This is a genomic window from Blautia sp. ZXY-1-B12 (assembly GCF_056339915.1).
On the sequence record NZ_JBWJVP010000227.1, the window covers coordinates 1 to 19,486 of the forward strand.

14 protein-coding genes and 1 pseudogene are annotated in these 19,486 nt (G+C 43.6%); all 15 read left to right on the plus strand.

Translation table 11 applies throughout. The annotated features are described in order from the left end of the window. Nucleotides 1-316: 316 nt before the first annotated feature. The 15 genes and pseudogenes from AC075L_RS15290 (at nucleotide 317) to AC075L_RS15360 (ending at nucleotide 19,414) form a co-directional block, all read left to right on the plus strand. Nucleotides 317-547: a helix-turn-helix transcriptional regulator gene (locus AC075L_RS15290; RefSeq protein WP_044956436.1), complete on the plus strand. Its 231-nt coding sequence runs from the start codon at nucleotides 317-319 to the stop codon at nucleotides 545-547. 158 nt (nucleotides 548-705) lie between these two features. Continuing rightward, nucleotides 706-4,230, plus strand: a complete 3,525-nt coding sequence (locus AC075L_RS15295; protein WP_476387879.1) for a DNRLRE domain-containing protein — start codon at nucleotides 706-708, stop codon at nucleotides 4,228-4,230. A 51-nt stretch (nucleotides 4,231-4,281) separates the two neighbouring features. Then, nucleotides 4,282-4,656 (plus strand): TnpV protein, encoded by a 375-nt coding sequence (locus AC075L_RS15300; RefSeq protein ID WP_001129922.1) that lies wholly within the window; start codon nucleotides 4,282-4,284, stop codon nucleotides 4,654-4,656. Between the two features lie 366 nt (nucleotides 4,657-5,022). Then, on the plus strand, nucleotides 5,023-6,942 hold the full coding sequence (gene tet(O) / locus AC075L_RS15305) for a tetracycline resistance ribosomal protection protein Tet(O) (protein WP_109215033.1): 1,920 nt from the start codon (nucleotides 5,023-5,025) through the stop codon (nucleotides 6,940-6,942). Between the two features lie 50 nt (nucleotides 6,943-6,992). After that, nucleotides 6,993-8,213: a tetracycline efflux MFS transporter Tet(40) gene (gene tet(40) / locus AC075L_RS15310; RefSeq protein ID WP_109215034.1), complete on the plus strand. Its 1,221-nt coding sequence runs from the start codon at nucleotides 6,993-6,995 to the stop codon at nucleotides 8,211-8,213. Between the two features lie 599 nt (nucleotides 8,214-8,812). Next, a complete protein-coding gene (locus tag AC075L_RS15315) occupies nucleotides 8,813-9,322 on the plus strand; it encodes a sigma-70 family RNA polymerase sigma factor (RefSeq protein ID WP_105116765.1) in 510 nt (169 codons plus the stop codon). A gap of 94 nt (nucleotides 9,323-9,416) precedes the next feature. Further along, nucleotides 9,417-9,842 (plus strand): RNA polymerase sigma factor, encoded by a 426-nt coding sequence (locus AC075L_RS15320; RefSeq protein WP_000323895.1) that lies wholly within the window; start codon nucleotides 9,417-9,419, stop codon nucleotides 9,840-9,842. A gap of 83 nt (nucleotides 9,843-9,925) precedes the next feature. Further along, nucleotides 9,926-10,400: pseudogene (locus AC075L_RS15325) on the plus strand (RNA polymerase sigma factor). 154 nt (nucleotides 10,401-10,554) lie between these two features. Continuing rightward, nucleotides 10,555-11,598: an AAA family ATPase gene (locus AC075L_RS15330; protein ID WP_055152801.1), complete on the plus strand. Its 1,044-nt coding sequence runs from the start codon at nucleotides 10,555-10,557 to the stop codon at nucleotides 11,596-11,598. A gap of 513 nt (nucleotides 11,599-12,111) precedes the next feature. After that, entirely contained in the window at nucleotides 12,112-13,077 is a 966-nt protein-coding gene (gene mobV, locus AC075L_RS15335) for a MobV family relaxase (protein ID WP_001820668.1), read from the plus strand. A gap of 8 nt (nucleotides 13,078-13,085) precedes the next feature. Further along, nucleotides 13,086-13,940 (plus strand): ParB/RepB/Spo0J family partition protein, encoded by an 855-nt coding sequence (locus tag AC075L_RS15340; RefSeq protein ID WP_000743700.1) that lies wholly within the window; start codon nucleotides 13,086-13,088, stop codon nucleotides 13,938-13,940. A 55-nt stretch (nucleotides 13,941-13,995) separates the two neighbouring features. Continuing rightward, the gene (locus tag AC075L_RS15345; RefSeq protein WP_476387886.1) at nucleotides 13,996-14,217 is read left to right on the plus strand and encodes a YdbC family protein; all 222 of its coding nucleotides are present in this window, start codon (nucleotides 13,996-13,998) and stop codon (nucleotides 14,215-14,217) included. 71 nt (nucleotides 14,218-14,288) lie between these two features. Further along, nucleotides 14,289-14,480 carry a hypothetical protein gene (locus AC075L_RS15350; RefSeq protein WP_001820669.1) on the plus strand — a complete coding sequence of 64 codons (192 nt, stop codon included), beginning with the start codon at nucleotides 14,289-14,291 and terminating at the stop codon, nucleotides 14,478-14,480. 54 nt (nucleotides 14,481-14,534) lie between these two features. Further along, complete coding sequence (locus tag AC075L_RS15355) at nucleotides 14,535-16,391, plus strand: recombinase family protein (protein ID WP_001820670.1); 1,857 nt, start codon at nucleotides 14,535-14,537, stop codon at nucleotides 16,389-16,391. Further along, nucleotides 16,358-19,414: an RHS repeat-associated core domain-containing protein gene (locus AC075L_RS15360; RefSeq protein ID WP_476387880.1), complete on the plus strand. Its 3,057-nt coding sequence runs from the start codon at nucleotides 16,358-16,360 to the stop codon at nucleotides 19,412-19,414. Before AC075L_RS15355 ends, AC075L_RS15360 begins: the two co-directional genes overlap by 34 nt. Nucleotides 19,415-19,486 lie beyond the last annotated feature (72 nt).

Consider the following 19,486-nt stretch of genomic DNA (forward strand, 5'->3'; position numbering starts at 1 on the left):
AAGCAAAGGGAACAGTGAGGATTAAATGTCCGGTATGCAGAAATCCTGTTGAAATTCAATTGGAAAACTGTGATGAGAGTCGACAGAAACGTTTGACTGCTTATTACAGGAATATCTGACAAAATGAATTGTTGATGTATTTTCAACATTAAAGAATAAGGAGGCTAATAAGAAAAACAAATTATATATAGAACGAGTGAGCAGTCAAAAACAATAATATATTTTCTTGTTTTTAGATTCAAAGCCGTGAAAATATACTCTGAAAAGAGATTATATTTTTGCGGCTTTTTTGTATGGGCCCGGGAGGTGTTGTATCATGTATAAGAAAGTAGACTCCAAATTATTACAGATTGGAAATAATGTAAGAGAGTATAGAAAACAAAAACATTATAATCAGGAAAAATTGGCAGAATTATTAGATGTGTCTGTTGCTACGGTATCCAGGATCGAAAATGGCAGTTCTGCGATGGATATTTTGATTCTTATGAATATTTCAAAGATATTAGAACAGCCAATTGATAATATTATAAGTTTGGAAAAAGACTAAATGTCCGGAATTATTTCAAAGATTTATTATAATGTGGAAAATTTACATATTTGCTATGGAAAATAGAACAAATGTTCGATAAAATCATAACTGTAAACGAGCTCGAAATATTTCAGCACTGCAGGCTGGAAAAGAAAATGAAAGTGAGGACAGTAAATATGAATCGAAAAGAACTTATAGAGAAACGAAGTATCAATACAAAAGTATTTGAAAATCAGGACCATTCCTGTACAGCAGAGATTTATCTTGCTCCTGTACATTATAAGGATACAGATGGAACCTGGAAGGAAATGGATAATAAGCTGGAAGAGTCATATGAAACAAGTGTTTATGCACAAAAAACAAATCTTGTTTCAGAAGAAGGTTTCACAAACAGGAAGGGAACTTTTGGGGCATTTTTCGCCAAAAAAACATCAGAAGATAATATGATGAGGATTAAAGATCAGTATGGCAGTATTTCATGGGGCGTAGAAAACTGTAATACGGTAGAAGCTGTAAAACAGAAAGATAATACCGTTTGTTATCCTGAAATTCTGGAGGGAATGGAACTGCGCTGTCGTGTAAAGGGAATGCGTATGAAAGAAGATATGGTATTGCTTAGAAAGGAAGCTGCAAAATCATATACATATCTTTATCAGACAGAAGGACTTGTACCTGAGTTGAGGGAGAAAGAAGTACTCTTCTTTGATGAAGGTCAAAACGAAATTTTTAGGGTTCAGGCTCCATATATGAGAGATTTTTCAGGATCAAAATCAGAAAGTATTGAGGTGTCAGCTGAGATGACTGCTGATGGTAAGTGCAGAGTTACTTTTACTCCTGATAGAAACTGGTTAAATGAAGCGAGCAGGAAGTTTCCGGTAGTGATTGATCCTGTGACAACTACTTCCAAAGCAGCGACAGATATTGAAGATGCTTATATTTCATCTAAAAATAATACAGACAATTATTATAACAATGAAAATCTCTGGTTAAAAGGAGGAAACGAAATCAGAAGAAGTTTTCTGAAATTCCAGTTGCCTGAGATTAAGACAGGAGACATGATTGTAAATGCACGTCTTGTAATGGTATCGCTGGGAGAGAATGGTGCAGAGAAAACAATTGCTGTACATAAAGTGATTCAGAGCTGGGAATCAAAAACCATTAACTGGGATAATAAACCAATTTATGAAGAAACAGTTCAGGATTTATGCAAGTTTACTGCTGATAAAATCAAATATGTTGTGATGGATATTACCAGAATGGTAAAGGAGTGGTACAGAGATGGCAGTAATAATGGGCTGATGCTGAAAGAAATTGACGAATTATCAGGTTCCGTACAGCTGATGTCATCAGACTGGGATTCTTCACTCAGTGATTACAGACCCAAAATTGAAATTTCTTATGTAAACTATTCCGGACTTGAAGATTACTGGACGTATCATAGTCAGAATATCGGACGTGCAGGGACTGTCCATGTAAACGATTATAACGGAAATCTGATTCTGGAACATCGTGTCATGGAAACATCAGGAAGCAGAATGCCGGCAGAGGTATCGTTGGTTTATAACACAAATGATAAGGATACCAATATTGGATATGGAAAAGGATTTCGTTTAAATTTCCATCAGATTATCCATAAAAAATCAATAGCGGGGAATGTTTATTATGCTCATACAGATGCAGATGGTACAGTTCATTATTTTGTGGAAAAAGAAGTAGAAAAGGATGGCAATACGGTTAAAGAGTGGAAAGATGAAACAGGGCTGGATCTGACCCTGATCCGAAACTTAAAATCAGAAGAACCTTACACAATACAGGATAAAGACGGAAATAGTATGGTGTTTAATGAGTCTGGATATTTGATTGCGGTAAAAGATAAAAACGGAAATAAATTAACGGTTTCATATGTGAATAATCGTGTAAAAACTATTACAGATGGAGCCGGGCGAATTATTACACTAAATTATTCTCTGGGAAGCGATGGAGAAGAAGCAAACCTGATTCAGGCAGTATCACCATCGGGCAATAAGAAGACTTTTGCCCATACCGCAGGAAGGCTTACCACGGTAACAGATATAGATGGCAAAAAAGTATTTTACACATATGACAGTAATGGAATGCTTGCCAGTGCAGAGAATATTAATGGATATCAGGTAAAATACGGGTATTATACAGAGGAATCTCATCGTGTAAAATCTATCGCAGAGTATGGAGATGGAACAAAAGGTAAAAGCCTTACTATGACGTATGGATATAACAGTACAAGATTTACAGATAACAAAGGGCGAAAAGAGATTTACCGATTTGATAATAATGGAAATCTGCTTCATGTACATGATGGTTTTGGGCATGCTGTAAGCTGTAAATATAATGTTGACGGAAATCATGTAAACCGTCTTGAGAATGCTACCAAGTTACAGGACAATGTAGTGCAGCTGCTGAAAGATCCAGTAGTGCAGGCTGAAAATACTCCTTGGACATCAAAGATTTCTCCGGAAGGTGCCGGAAATACAGAAATCAATACAATAGCAGCTGAATGCATGATGGGAAATCGTTCACTGAAGGCAGAATGCACTTCCGTGAGTGGATATGCATACTGGGCACAAAATGTTAAAGTGAAAAAGGGAATAACCTATACCGCATCCATGTATGTAAAAGCATCTGTCAGTGAGACTGCAGAAGATGGAGGTGCAATTCTGAGAGTCCGCTATATGGACAAAGATGGGGTACAGCAGCTGAAAGACAGTGAAATTATCAAAAAGACAACAGAAGGTTTTGTACGCCTGACTAATACATTTACTGTTCCGGAAGACAGCAGTGATACTGTTGTTAAGGTTTATATGGTTATGTGGCATGCCAAAGGTGTAATGTATGGTGATATGGCACAGCTTGAAACAGGAACGTCCGCTAACAGATGTAACCTGATTGATAATGGGGATTTCCACCTTGGAACTATAGAAGGATTTGAGAAAAATGAAAGCAACACGGATGGTCTTTCAGAAGTTGGAATCGAAGATAATATTCCGATTAAAAGTCAGCTTCTGGTAACTGCATCTTCGCAGGGAGTTTTAAGGAAAACCCCATCAGATACGGGAGAAGTTCTGTCCAGTCTGACGAAACATCAGTTACTTTCCGGATACATTACTGTCGAGAAGAATGGAAGAAACTGGTACTATGCAAAGACAGCAGATGGCAAAGAGGGATATGTCTCAACAGGTCAGGCGATTCCATATCTGGGAGGACATGAAGGAACAAATTCAGCATTCGTAGTAGTAGGAAACTCTATTTTATATAAAAGTGCAGATAAAACCAGTGCCAGAGTACAGGAAGGAATTGATGCAGGAGTTTGTGCTGCTCTTGTAAAAACTGTAGATGGAACGGATGGAAATAAATGGTATTATATGGGACTGCAGATTGATGGCAATCGCTTTTTCGGTTATATGCCGGTTTCTGCCATTGTACGTCTGTGCAGGAATATCGCGAAAGTAGAAGTAAAAAAGGACGGCAGCTATTATTCTTCCAGGAGTACATCAGGAGCAGCAGCGGGAAGCCTCACAGCCGGAACCCGTATGGCAATCAGAGGAACTTCAGTTGATTCTGATGGAAAAGAATGGGGAGTGATCAGAAGAGGCAGTAAATTTTATTATGTTCCAATGTCAAATCTGCAGATAAAAACAGCTCCGTTGTCTGTACGAAAGATGTAGGACGGATTTTGCGGACATTCAAAATAAAAAAGAATGTGGAGGTAACAGACAATGGCAAAATCATTATTTGAGGAACTGGGCGGCAAATACGAAAGGCAAGGGGATTATTTGATACCGTGCTTAACTGTACCCGCCGAAGAAGAACAGGCAATAGGCATCTGGGGGCAACGGCATTTAGATTATCTAAAACAGTACCGTAAAGTTACATACACCAATCTTCTTACAAGCGGCAGGCTAAACGCCTACCTTGCCGACATCAACAGACAGGCACAGGAACGCTTTGAAAGGCTCATAGAGGGTATGAAACAGGCACAGGGCATAACGGAACAGCTAAAGGCAGAAAACGCCTTAGAATGGACAGGATGCCTCAATAACATAAGGGCTTGTGCGAGGGAGATTGTGGAAAAGGAAATTATTTTTGCATAAACAGATGATTAGTGGCAGGGGGAAATCCTGCCGCTTTTTCTGCTTTAGTTTGTCAGCTTGACAAATAAAGGGTTAAGGAATATAATTAGATTCAGTATTATACAAGGAGTTAATAAATATGCGGCAAGGTATTCTTAAATAAACTGTCAATTTGATAGTGGGAACAAAAAGTAGCAGTCCCGTTTCACTTTTAATATGGGGCTTAGTTTTTTGTACCCAGTTTAAGAATACTTTTATCATGTAATTTTATATGCCCGAAAACATATAAGTGTTTTGGGGCTATTGGAGTTATTTACCCAGTGATAGGAGTATTTATCACTGGGTATTTTTATGCCCTTTTTTGGGTGTTGATAGGAGGAAAATCACATGAAAATAATTAACTTAGGCATTCTGGCTCACGTTGACGCAGGAAAGACAACATTAACGGAAAGTTTATTGTATACCAGTGGTGCAATTGCAGAACTAGGGAGCGTAGATGAAGGCACAACAAGGACAGATACAATGAATTTGGAGCGTCAAAGGGGAATCACTATCCAGACAGCAGTGACATCTTTTCAGTGGGAGGATGTAAAAGTCAACATTATAGATACGCCAGGCCATATGGATTTTTTGGCGGAAGTATACCGTTCTTTATCCGTATTAGACGGAGCAGTATTATTAGTTTCTGCAAAGGATGGCATACAGGCACAGACCCGTATACTGTTTCATGCACTACAGATAATGAAGATTCCGACAATTTTTTTCATCAATAAAATTGACCAAGAGGGGATTGATTTGCCAATGGTATATCGGGAAATGAAAGCAAAGCTTTCTTCGGAAATTATAGTGAAGCAAAAGGTTGGGCAGCATCCCCATATAAATGTAACGGACAATGACGATATGGAACAGTGGGATGCGGTAATTATGGGAAACGATGAACTATTAGAGAAATATATGTCAGGGAAACCGTTTAAAATGTCAGAACTGGAACAGGAAGAAAACAGGAGATTCCAAAACGGAACGTTATTTCCCGTTTATCACGGAAGCGCTAAAAACAATCTGGGGATTCGGCAGCTTATAGAAGTAATTGCCAGTAAATTTTATTCATCAACGCCTGAAGGTCAATCTGAACTATGCGGGCAGGTTTTTAAGATTGAATATTCAGAGAAAAGGCGGCGTTTTGTTTATGTGCGTATATATAGCGGAACATTGCATTTGAGGGATGTTATTAGAATATCTGAAAAAGAGAAAATAAAAATCACAGAGATGTGTGTTCCGACAAACGGTGAAATCGTCCCGGCTGACCATGCCTGTCCGGGAGAAATTGTTATTTTAGCTGATGATACTTTGAAACTGAACGATATCCTGGGAAATGAAAAACTCCTGCCTCACAAAACACGGATTGATAATCCCATGCCATTACTTCGGACAACGGTAGAGCCGCAAAAGCCGGAGCAAAGGGAAGCCCTGTTAAATGCCCTCGCAGAGATTGCTGATACAGACCCTCTTTTGCATTTTGACATTGATACTGTTACCCATGAGATTATGTTATCTTTTTTGGGGAATGTGCAGATGGAAGTCATTTGTGCCATCCTTGAGGAAAAATATCATGTGGAGGCAGAAATAAAAGAGCCTACTGTTATATATATGGAAAGACCGCTTAGAAAAGCAGAATATACCATCCACATAGAAGTCCCGCCAAATCCTTTCTGGGCTTCTGTCGGGTTGTCCATAGAGCCGCTCCCTATTGGAAGCGGAGTGCAGTATGAAAGCAGAGTTTCACTTGGATATTTAAATCAATCGTTCCAAAATGCGGTTATGGAGGGGGTTCTTTATGGCTGCGAGCAGGGGCTGTATGGATGGAAAGTGACAGACTGTAAAATCTGTTTTGAATATGGATTGTATTATAGTCCTGTAAGTACCCCCGCAGACTTTCGGCTGCTTTCCCCTATCGTATTGGAGCAGGCTTTAAAAAAAGCAGGGACAGAACTATTAGAGCCATATCTCCACTTTGAAATTTATGCACCGCAGGAATATCTCTCACGGGCGTATCATGATGCTCCAAGGTATTGTGCAGATATTGTAAGTACTCAGATAAAGAATGACGAGGTCATTCTGAAAGGAGAAATCCCTGCTAGATGTATTCAAGAATACAGGAACGATTTAACTTATTTCACAAATGGGCAGGGAGTCTGCTTGACAGAGTTAAAAGGATACCAGCCAGCTATTGGTAAATTTATTTGCCAACCCCGCCGCCCGAATAGCCGTATAGATAAGGTTCGGCATATGTTCCACAAGTTAGCTTAACAGCTTGCAAAAGTCATATAAAATGAGATTTGAAAGGAGAATGTAACTTCATGTTTGCTAAAAATTCAAAGGCATATTCTGTCTACCTGCTGTTCCGATTTGTCTGTTCCCTGGCGGTTTCTATGTCCACAGTGCTTTCCATCGTGTACCACCTGGAGGTGGTGCAGCTGGATGCTTTCCAGCTTGTCCTGGTAGGGACGGTTCAGGAGACCTCCTGCTTTCTGTTCGAGATGCCCACCGGTGTGGTGGCGGATTTGTATAGCCGTCGGCGCTCGGTGCTGATTGGAATGTTCCTCTACGGCCTGGGCTTTCTGATGGAGGGTGCGCTACCGTGGTTCGCGCCGGTTCTGCTGGCCCAGGTTGTCTGGGGTTGCGGTGATACCTTCATCACCGGCGCTCTGGAGGCGTGGATTGCCTCGGAGGAAGAGGACAAACCCATAGACAAGGTGTTCCTGCGGGGCAGTCAAATGGGGCAAATCGGCGGCGTTCTGGGCGTGGTGCTGGGCACACTGCTGGGAAACATAAACCTGCAAATGCCTCTCATCTTGGGGGGCAGTTTGTGCTTGTTGTTGGGGCTGGTGATGGTTCGCATCATGCCAGAAACCAACTTCTCCCCTGCTATTGAGGAACGGCAGGGCTTGCTTAAAGACTTTGTCTGCCTGTTCAAGCTCAACCTGGGCTTTGTGAAAGGCGCACCTGTGTTGCTGGCGCTCTTAGCAATCACACTATGCGGGGGACTTGCCAGTGAAGGCTTTGACCGGCTCTCCACCGCTCATTTTCTGGATGACACGGTAATACCCGTTATCGGGCCGCTGAACAGCGTCACTTGGTTCGGTGTTATCAGTCTTATCGGCAACGGCTTAGGTATTCTGGCTTCTCAGTTGCTCATCGCCCGCATGGAGAAAAAAGGGACTGTCAGCCGAACCAGTGTGGTCATGTCCACCAGCGCCGGGTATATCCTGTTCCTGGTTCTCTTCGCGGTGGGGCGGAGCTTTTGGTTCATGTTGTTGGTGTTCCTGCTGGCGGGGCTTATGCGCACCATCAAGGAGCCTGTGCTGGCCGCCTGGATGAACGACCAAGTGGATGAGAAAATGCGCGCCACAGTCTTTTCCACCAGCGGACAGCTGGACTCTTTCGGGCAGATCATCGGCGGGCCTATTGTGGGGCTGGTAGCCCAGCAGGTGTCCATACCCTGGGGGCTGGTCTGTACCGCTTTCCTGCTGTTGCCCGCGCTGTTCTTAGTGCCGGTGGCGGGAAAGAAGCGGGATTGATATGGCATAGTTAAGTTTACTGACGAGCGGGAGATTACTTCCGCTCGTCTTCATTTAGTAGCGCAAAATTTGAGGACTCTTTATTTCCTTATTCGGTATAGCGGAGGCGGCTGTCAATTCGACATAATTTTCTTGTGATACTTTACCGTACATGAGCATTTGTTTCGTATTTGAAAGAACAAACTCACCAAATAAAAAAAACGATATTCGGGTGGGTTATTTTGTTATACCCTAAATTACCCTCTGAATTTGTTTTTAAATTTGGAGGGATTTTTTTATGTCCTTTTTTCGGGCAGTTATCTATCTGCTCATACGAAGCAAAATTTATCAATACATAGCATATCAGAGAACGGCAGGAAACCAGTTAAAAAAATTTCTGCCAGTGCAACGGTACTTCTCACCTTGAAAGTAGAAGTACAATCTCCATACAATAGAATTACTATTTCCTATAACCGTAAAGGTCACAGAGCCTTTGCGGTTTTTCTTTTGTCGATTTTTGTTGGAAAGTGCCGTAGGGCTGTTTCTGATATGCGGTGTCGTTCTCCGCCTCTCCATCTGGATTTTTTACATTTCAAAAATTCAGATGGGAGGTATTTATGGTGAAATATGCACCAAGAAAGGTATATATCAGAGAAAGTGGCGGCTATGTGGAATTATCCTACACGGAGTTCTGCCGTTGCAGGGAATCCGACCAGACCTATATGGACAAGCTGTTTATCCCCATTCAAGGCTGTCTGCTTGAAGTCGTGAGGGAGCAATACACAGACTTCTACCGTGACAAGGAACGGTGGCGTTATCTGCAAAAATTAGATACAAAGAATAGACTGCTATCTCTCGACGGATTTACGGACAGCGAGGGGAATCCTCTGGACTTTATCACTGATGAAGCGGTGGACATTGCAGAAACCGTTGTCAATGCGGTCATGGTGGACAGGCTGAAAGCCGCCCTGCCTTTGCTGTCGGATAGTGAACAGGAGCTGATACAGGCAATCTTTTTTGACGGACTTTCCGAGCGTGAAGTCGGGGCGAGGTTGGGCATAACCCAGAGCGTTGTAAACAAACGCAAAGCCAGAATCCTAATAAAACTAAGAAAGATAATAGAAAATTAAAATTTAAGGCGTTCAGCCCCCTTGTTTTTTCCTTTGGGAAGATGAGGGGGCTTTTCTCTGCCCTCTCAATCAATTCTGATTGGAGGAAGTAAGAATGGCATACAACCACGGACGGGAGGACAGGAAATGGCGTATCTGGAAAGAAGCGGAGGAAAAGCTGCTGCGTGAGTGCGGCGTTGATGAAGCGACCATTGAGCAGATACGCATGGCGGACAGGGCAGACTTCAATTCCAACAGGCGGTTTTACCGATGGACGAATGACGTTGCGGAATATCTTGAGGACATGGCAGGCAGGGAGCGGCAGGCGGAAGTGGGTACGGTTGCGGAGTTACTGGAAGAGATTGAGAGCGAAAATCTCTATCAAGTATTAGTCACGGTGGACGGGCGTACCTTGAAAATCGTCCTGCTGAAAATGCAGGGGTATTCCACAAAGGAGATTGCCCCGCTTGTGCATTTGACGACTGGTGCCATCTATGCGAGGTTAGACCATCTGCGGAAGAAGCTGCGGAAAATTTTATAGCTTCTAAAACAGCCTGCCATCCTGCGGGCTACTGGGTGAGGGATGGAAATCCCCTCACTCATTTTTTGCAGGAGGACAACAGGATGGCATACAGGGTTAAGGCATACACGCTTCGGGAGGAATCCACGGAAAGCGGCACAAGGTATTTTATCAGCTTTAAGGACGGGCAGGGCAAATCCCACGAGTTGGAAGTGTCGGAACAGTTCTTTATGGAGTTTCGGCAGATGGAGCGCAGGAACAGGAATCTTTTCTAATGGGACGAGCGGCACAGGGAGTTTAACGAGGTATGGGACGAAACCCTTTACAGACGGGCGTTGCGTGTGCCTAAGAGCCTTGATGAACGCATGGTTGAGGAAGAACGGAATGAAACGCTCTATAAGGCGGTTGGGAGCCTTCCAGAGATACAAAGGCGGCGTTTCCTGCTCTACTACGAGTATGAGTTCAATTTTTACCAAATCGCCGCTATGGAGCATTGCACCGCTTCGGCAATACAGAAATCTGTTGCGATTGCAAAGGAGAAAGTAAAGGCGGAAATTGAAGAAATATCTCCAACCGTGACCGACACCGCCCGAAAAAGAAATCTGTTTTTTATTTGTGTGGGATTGGCGGCATTACATACTCTCACTTTTTTCCGTGGGAGTAAATCTATTTTTAAGGAGGTCAACGCCTATGTGCAACGAAAACAAAGACACCGCCCGAAAGGAGGAAAGCCATGCAGAAGTTACAGACAGTCAACGCCGAAACGCTCCTTTATGAACCGCTTGAGAAACCATCCTTTGTGGTGGACAGCCTTATCCCGACAGGCTTATCGCTGTTCTGCGGCTCACAGAAGATAGGCAAAAGCTGGCTCATGCTGAAGCTATGCTTATGCGTGTCGCAGGGAATCCCTTTATGGGATATGCCGACAATGGAGGGCGATGTGCTTTACCTCTGCCTTGAGGACACGTTCTGCCGCATACAGGACAGGTTATTTCGTTTGACGGACGAAGCAAGCGGGCGGCTCCACTTTGCCGTGGCAAGCTGCAAGCTGTCAGACGGTCTTATCGTGCAGCTTGAAGATTATCTGAAAGATTACCCAGACAGCAGGCTCATTGTCATTGATACCTTGCAGAAAGTCCGTACAGCTTCAAAAGACAATGCCTATGCAAGCGACTATGGGGACATCTCCCTCATCAAAGACTTTGCCGACAGGCACTCTCTGGCGGTCATTGTCGTACACCACATCCGAAAGCAGAATGACAGCGACGTGTTCAACAAGGTGTCTGGGACGACAGGATTAACGGGGAGTGCGGACGCTACCTTTGTTCTGGAAAAGGAGAAACGTGCGTCTGACACCGCCAAGCTGTATGTGACGGGCAGGGACACGCCTTATCAGGAATACACGCTGCGTTTCCGTGATTGCCGTTGGGAGCTTGTGGAGCGGAAAACGCAGGAGCAGCTTGCGAAAGAAACGATACCAGATGTCCTTTTTCGGTTGGTGGATTTTATGAGGGATAAGGAAGAATGGATAGGCACGGCAACGGAACTGTTAGCCGCTATGGGGGAAACGGAAACCATACCCACGGTGATTACGAAATGGCTGAATGAATACCGCACCACATTTTTAAGCGAGAACCGTATCTGCTACCAGTACAGCCGCAGGAAAGACGGCAGGCGGATTGCCCTTGCAAGGAGGGCGGGTGACAGCGGTGATGGTGGTGACAGCGATATTAGGATACCCCCCCTGTTACTGTCATTGACGCTTAAAGCCATGTAAAGCTGGCGGCTCTGCCCTGCGGGTGACAGCAGTGACGGTGGTGACAGTGATTTTAGGATACCCTGCCGCTGTCATCCCTACGGGAGAACACCCCGTAAACGCAAAATGCAGGCGTGAGATTTACTCGCCCTTTTCGGTCGTGTAAAACCACCCCTGCGGTCAGAAAAATCATTCCGATTTTTCCGACTGCGTTTACAGGGTGTAACACACTACACTTTGCCCTGCAAAGTCGTGTGCCAGACGTTCCCTCTGGACTCCCTTAAGGCAGGGCTGTGCCCTGCTATCCTACGCCTTACGGCTTCGGATAAAAGAATGGCGGCATGACGGTGACGGCTCTTGCGAGGGGGGGGGGGGTATCCCAAAAACACCGTCATCATCGACATGACCGTCATGCAGGGGGTGAGGGTGACAGTTGCGGCAGTCGGCAGGGGGTATCCCAAAACTGCTGTCACCACCGTCACCGCTGTCACCCCAAAGGACGGTCACCCGCCGAAAGAAAGGAGGAATCCGCCTATGCCTTATGCAATCCTGCGTTTCCAGAAACGAAAAGCGGGCGGCGTTGCGGCTTGTGAACGCCACAACGAGCGGAAGAAAGAAGCCTACAAAAGCAACCCAGATATAGATATGGAACGCTCTAAAAACAATTACCATCTCATAGCACCACCAAAGTACACCTACAAGAAAGAGATTAACCGCATGGTAGCCGAAGCGGGGTGCAGGACAAGGAAAGACAGCGTGATGATGGTGGAAACGCTCATCACAGCTTCACCAGAATTTATGAACCAGTTACCGCCCGAAGAACAAAAAGCGTATTTCCAGACGGCTCTTGACTTCATTTCGGAGCGTGTTGGAAAGCAGAATATCCTCTCCGCTGTCGTCCATATGGACGAGAGAACGCCCCATATGCACCTCTGCTTTGTGCCGATTACGCCAGACAATAAGCTGTCAGCGAAAGCTATCTTAGGCAACCAGAAATCATTATCCGAGTGGCAGACCGCCTACCATGAGCGGATGTCCTCACGGTGGAATCAGCTTGAACGGGGGCAGTCCTCAATGGAAACCAAGCGGAAACACGTCCCCACATGGCTCTATAAATTAGGCGGCAGGCTTGATAAACAGTATGAAGAAATCGTGTCTGCCCTATCCGACATCAACGCCTTTAACGCAGGGAAGAAAAGGGATAAAGCGTTAGATTTACTCTCTGCATGGCTGCCAGACGTGGAGAAATTCTCTAAGGAAATCGGGAAACAGCAGGCGTATATCGACAGTTTGAAAGAGAGAATTGGGCAGGAATCAGACTATGCGGGGCGTATGCGTGATGAAAAGTACGAGCAGGAACTAAAGGTGCAGAAAGCGAATCAGAAGATATTTGAATTGCAGAGAACCAACGAGCAGATGGGGCGGCTGCTGTCAAAAATACCGCCCGAAGTGTTGGAAGAATTGCAGAAAAATCATAGAAGCAGAGCGAAAGAAAGGTAGATATGTGAATGAAGAAACAGGATTTTAAGGTGTTAAAGACCAAAGACTTGTACCCGTTCCCCGACAATCCGTTTCATGTGGCAGAAGATGAAACACTGTCAGAGTTAGCGGAAAGCATCAAGGAATTTGGCATTGTCACGCCGATAATCACACGCCCGAAAGAGGACGGGGACGGTTATGAAGTGATTGCAGGACAGCGGCGTGTCCGTGCTTCTGAACTTGCAGGGATAAATACCGTGCCTGCGTTTGTCCTGCCCTTAGACCGTGACCGAGCCATCATCACCCTTGTAGACAGCAATTTGCAGCGTGAGAATATCCTGCCATCGGAGCGGGCGTTTGCTTACAAGATGAAATCCGAAGCCATGAAGCGGCAGGGTTTCCGCACAGACTTAACCTCGTCACAAGTTGTGACGAAGTTGCGGACGGACGACAAGGTGGCACAGGGCTTCGGCGTGGGCAGGATGACCGTGCAGCGTTTTATCCGCCTGACGGAACTGATACCGCCGATTTTGCAGATGGTGGACGAGGGGAAAATCGCCCTCACGCCTGCGGTGGAACTGTCCTTCTTGAAGAAAGACGAGCAGGAAAACCTCTTTGCCACGATGGAGAGCGAAGAAGCAACGCCCTCACTCTCACAGGCACAGCGGATGAAACAGTTAAGCCAGAGCGGGCGGCTTGACATGGATACGATATTTGCGATTATGACGGAGGAAAAGGGCAACCAGAAAGAAACCTTGAAAATCAACACAAGCAAGCTGAAAAAATACTTTCCGAAGAACACAACGCCGAAGCAGATGGAGGAAACCATCATCAAACTTTTGGAGCGTGAGTTGCAGAGGAAACGCAACCGTGACAGCCGCTAATCTTCTTTTTTCGGGAAGTAAATACAGAGAGTTGAGGTATGGAGAATGAGAGAAAATCCAGTATGAAATCGTAAAGGAAATCGCAGTATTGTCTACGGGCGACAGTGGCTACACAAAGGAAATCAATCTCATTTCATGGAATGGGAAAGAGCCGAAGTATGACATCCGCAGCTTTTCCCCGAACCGTGAAAAGTGCGGCAAGGGAATCACGCTGAACGCTGATGAAGCGGCGGCACTCCTTAAAGCATTACAGAAAGAATTAAACAGCGAGGATTAATGGTATCTGATTGGCAGGGCGGGGACATTTCCAAACTCTTCCCTGCCCTGTCTGGAAAGGAAGATTTAAGTATGGGCGAGGATAAGAAAGCAGATAAAAAGAGAAAGCGTATCGTGCCAAAAGCACCAGTGCAGATGATAATCAGCCGTGAATATGTCGGCACACAGACCGTTACAGAAGCGTTTGTCCCGATTATCTCCGAGGATATTCGGAAGAAGATTGCCGAGGGCGACACCTTCGACAATGAGGGGCTGTCCGCTTAGAATGTACGCAATGGGACATGAAAACAGATAGGACAGATACGGAGGTTTTACAGTATGGCAGGAATCAAAGAAGAAAAGAAAATCTATTTAGTCGGCATTTATTGCCGCTTATCTAAAGACGATGGTACGGATAACGAGAGTGCGAGCATTGCGACACAGAAATCCATCCTCACGGATTATGTGAAAAAGCAGGGATGGCACATAGCAAAAACGTATGTGGACGATGGTTATTCTGGTACAAATTTCCAAAGACCAAGTTTCCAGAATATGATAAAAGACATTGAAAGCGGTCTGATAAACTGCGTGATTACGAAAGATTTATCCCGTCTGGGGAGAAACTATCTTGATTGTGGGTTATATCTGGAAGTTTTCTTCCCAGAGCATAACGTGAGGTATATAGCGGTCAATGACGGCGTAGATACCTTGAATAAATCTGCTATGGACATCACGCCTTTCCGCAACATTTTAAACGAAATGTATGCCGCTGACATATCTGTTAAGATAAAATCGGCATATCGGGCGAGGTTTCAACAGGGGAAATTCATGGGAACTACCGCCCCTTATGGCTATATCAAAGACCCTGCCGACCACAACCATCTGCTGATAGATGATAAAGTGGCACATGTTGTAAAAGAGATATTCGACCTTGCATTAAAAGGGAATGGAGTTGCCAAAATTTGCAGACATCTTAATAAACAGCATATCCTACGCCCTGCCGCTTATGCGGCGGAGCGTGGCGAAACAGGCTTTGAACGTCATTTTGAGGGGAACGAGGACAAACGCTATATTTGGAGTGGGAACAGCGTGAGGAGCATTTTAAGAAGCCCGATATATGCGGGAAATCTTGTAGGCTACAAACGGATTGCCGCCAATATGAAAAGCAAGAAACGCCCCTCTAAGCTGCCCGAAGAATGGGAAGTGATACCCAATACCCATGAGGGAATAGTCACGCAGGAGGAATTTGATATTGTCCAACAGCTTATTACAAGTCGTAGGCTTCCACAGAACAAGGGAGGATTTGTAAATATTTTTGCAGGCGTTATCAAGTGTGTGGACTGCGGATGTGCTCTGCGGGCAATGAACGTACACAGGAGGAAACGCCCAGAGATTATCGACTGTGTACAGTATTCATGTAATAATTATGCAAGAAACGGAAGAAGCGAGTGTAGTGCCCACAATATAGAAGCAAGGGATTTATTCAATGCCGTTCTTGCCGACATCAACTGTTTTGCGGATATGGCAGTGAATGATGAAAAGGCGGTCAGGGCCATAGAAAAGCGGCTCACGGAAACAGACCAGAGCAGGGCGAAAGCATTAGAGAAAGAACGTAAGAAGCTGAACAAACGCCTTGCGGAACTGGACAGGCTGTTTTCCTCTCTCTACGAGGATAAGGTCATGGAGCGTATTACCGAGCGGAATTTTGAGATGATGTCGGGGAAATACCAGAAAGAGCAGCTTGAAATTGAAGCAAGGCTGAAAGAGGTGACGGAAACTCTTAATGAAAGCTACGAGAAATCACGGGGAATCCGTGACTTCCTCGCCCTTATCCGAAATTATCAAGGCTTAAAAGAACTGGATGCAACAGTTATAAACGCACTCATAGACAAGATACTTGTTTCGGAGCGTGAGAAGATGGCAGACGGAACAGTGAAGCAGGAAATCAAGATTTACTATAAATTCATCGGCTTTGTCGATGAATTACATATCATACCTACAAAACGGTGGGCAGCAATGCCCGCTAAAAATTGTACGGTGTGCGGCGTTGAATATGTCCCGGGCTCTGGTGCATCAAGGTATTGTCCTGCTTGTGCCAAGAAGATACGGAGGGAGAAATCAAACGAGAGCAAACGCAGGAGCAGAGAACAGAAAAGGATAGCATGTATGAACTGTCCGCAAAAAATGACCGACTGAGCCGTGACAAAATAGAAGAGTCGGTAGCAGGTCTGGATGAATCTGTTTATCATTTTGTCGGTGAGCCGGACAAAGATAAAAAACTGGTAAAGATTGTGGACATTACCGGAAAAAAAGGTGATACCTATATGGTGAATGCCTGGGGAATGGGAACATCTCTGCCTGAGACAGATAATGATAAAAAGAGGCGTTTTGGTACTGAGGTAAGATTTATCGGCACAGATGGGAAGGCAGATATACATTATACAAATTTTAGTCCGGACATCATGGACTGGCAGTTCCTCAGCGACGTCTATGTAGCAAAGAAAGATTATACCAGTATTGAGGTTGCCTACACATACTGTCATAATGCAAATATAGCATATTTCGATGGGCTGGCATTATATAAAGAAAATTTTGGATGCAGTTATACTTATGATGATGAAAATAACCTCATTTCAGTTAAAGATTTGCAGGAACAGGTAACGAAGTTTGAGTATAACAGTAAGTCTGATATGACAGGTATCACAGATGCGAAAGGTAATTCTTTCAAGTATGAGTATGACAATGAAGAAACAACACGTAATGTAGTTAAGGGGACATCTGCACAGAATGTGGTATATCGTTTTACCTATGATTCAGCGGGCAATGTCCTGAAAAGCGGATGTGTTGATCTGAAAGTTCCGGATACGGGTACCTGGATTACCAGAGTTATGACATCAGATAAGAATCATGTGAAATCAGTGACAGATGCAGGAGGAAATACGGTTCATTATACATGGGATATGACCAGAGATTTGATGACGGCATTCCAGGATGCAAAGGGGAATAAAATCAGTTATACCTATGATGACATGGAACGTCTTCTTTCAGCTGCACAGACAGTAACTGTAAATGGAAATAGAGAAACAGTCAGAAATAATTATTCTTATACGGATGACAATCTGACGGGAATTGTTCATAATGGTTTTGCCTATGATTTTAACTATAATGCTTTTGGAAATGTCAGTGATGTGTCTGTAGCCGGGAAACAGGCAGTAAGATATGAATATGAGGATGGAAATGGAAATCTGTTAAAAGTATGCTATGGAAATGGTGCATATATTCGTTATGAATATGATAAACAGAATCGGATTCATATGGTTTATTTCAAAGATGCGGCAGACAGCAAAGAACAGAATCTTTACAGATATGCTTATGATAAACAGGGAAATATTTATGCAGTAAAATCATATGAAGCAGAAAAGACATACTATCTGTTTTATGATTTCCTGGATCGTCTGGTGAGAGTAAGAGATGAGCTGGGGAGCACTTATGAATATGCCTATGATGCAAATAACTGTATGGAGTCAATGGTACATACCTGCGGAACACATACAATGAAAACAGTATATACCTATGACAAGGACAGCAGAGAAACAAAGACCAAATGTGCAAAGACCTGTGAAAGAACTACAGAGTATGACAAGTTCGGCAGAGTGTCCAGGCGTACCTGGAATACAACATCTCCTTATATATCAGCATATACTTACATTGACAATGGGGAGAACCGTTACAGTCTTCCTAAAACAATTAAGAATGGTTCTGAAACCTTAAACTATACATATGATGCAAACGGAAATATCATAAGTATCAAGGATTCTGCGGGTGAGAGTACATTTCGATATGATGAATTAAACCAGTTGATCCGGGAAAATAATCATCAGTTAAACAAAACCATCACTTATGCCTATGATCTGGGTGGTAATCTGACAGTAGAAAAAGAGTACGCATTTATGACTGCGGAAACCCTTCCTGATACACCTGTGAAGACAATGACAGGAACTTATGACAGTGCATGGAAGGATAAACTCCTGAGCTGGGATGGCACAGCAATGACTTATGATGCCATTGGAAATATGCTTACCAGAGGAGGAACAACTTATACCTGGACACAGGGACGCAGGCTTTCTGGTGTAGAAAATGGAAAGAGCATTAAATATCTTTATGATCATACAGGAGCCAGAGTGAAAAAAACAGTAGACAATACAGTGACTGAATATCAGTGGGCAGGAGATCTTCTCCTTTCTGAGAAAACTGACGGAAGAATCATCTGGTACTGTTATGACTCCCAGGCAAATCTGATTTCTGTTACTATCAGGGGAATCACCTATTTTTATGTACGAAATGTACAGGGTGACATCATTGCCCTTGTTGACGCAGATGGAAAAGTGGTAGTAAAATATACTTATGACAGCTGGGGAAAAGTGGTAGCTGTTACTGGTGAGCTGGCAGACACAGTAGGTGTTCAGAATCCATTCCGCTATAAGGGATATTATTATGATAATGAAACAGGCATGTATTATCTGAAAAGTAGATATTATGTTCCGGCTCTGAAGAGATTTATTTGTACAGACGAAATAAAATATACAGTAGCATCACCAAAGGACAGATCTTTTAAAAATCTATATGTATATTGTGACAATAATCCATATAGCAGAGAAGATCCAACAGGAAGATTTTGGACTGAAGTTGTTATAGGAGCAGCGATGAATGTAGTATCCTGTGGAATTGCAGCAAAAGTAACTGGTCAATCGTATACAGGATGGGACATTGCTGCTGCTGCTTTTTCAGGAGCTATAGCATCTCGCAGTGCTGTGTGGGGTGGAATAGCTAGTGCTATTTATGCTGGCTGGTCGGCTTGGAATAATGGAGGAACGATGCTTGAAATAGCGATTAATTCAGCAACAGCTTTTGTTGGAACTGCAGGGATAGGAAGTTTAGCTGGGGCTATAGGAGGAAAAGATTTGCCACGAATTCCAGAAAATACATTTAATGCTGTATATGGAACCGGTGGGAATTTAGTTTCTTCAAGTACAAATGCAGGAATAGTGCAAACACATCAATATAATCAGTATTCCAGAACAGATACACTTCATCCATATAAATCAGCAACCAGTAGATGTATAGGCGGTGGAAAGCGTTACAATCCAAGAACAGGAAAAACAAGTATATTTAAAATATTTCAGTCGAGTACAGGATTGATTTATTATGTATATAGTTGAATATACCTAAAAATGGATTGAATAAGTGTATTTAAAAATAATTTGTATGAAAATAGGAAAATTCTCTGACTA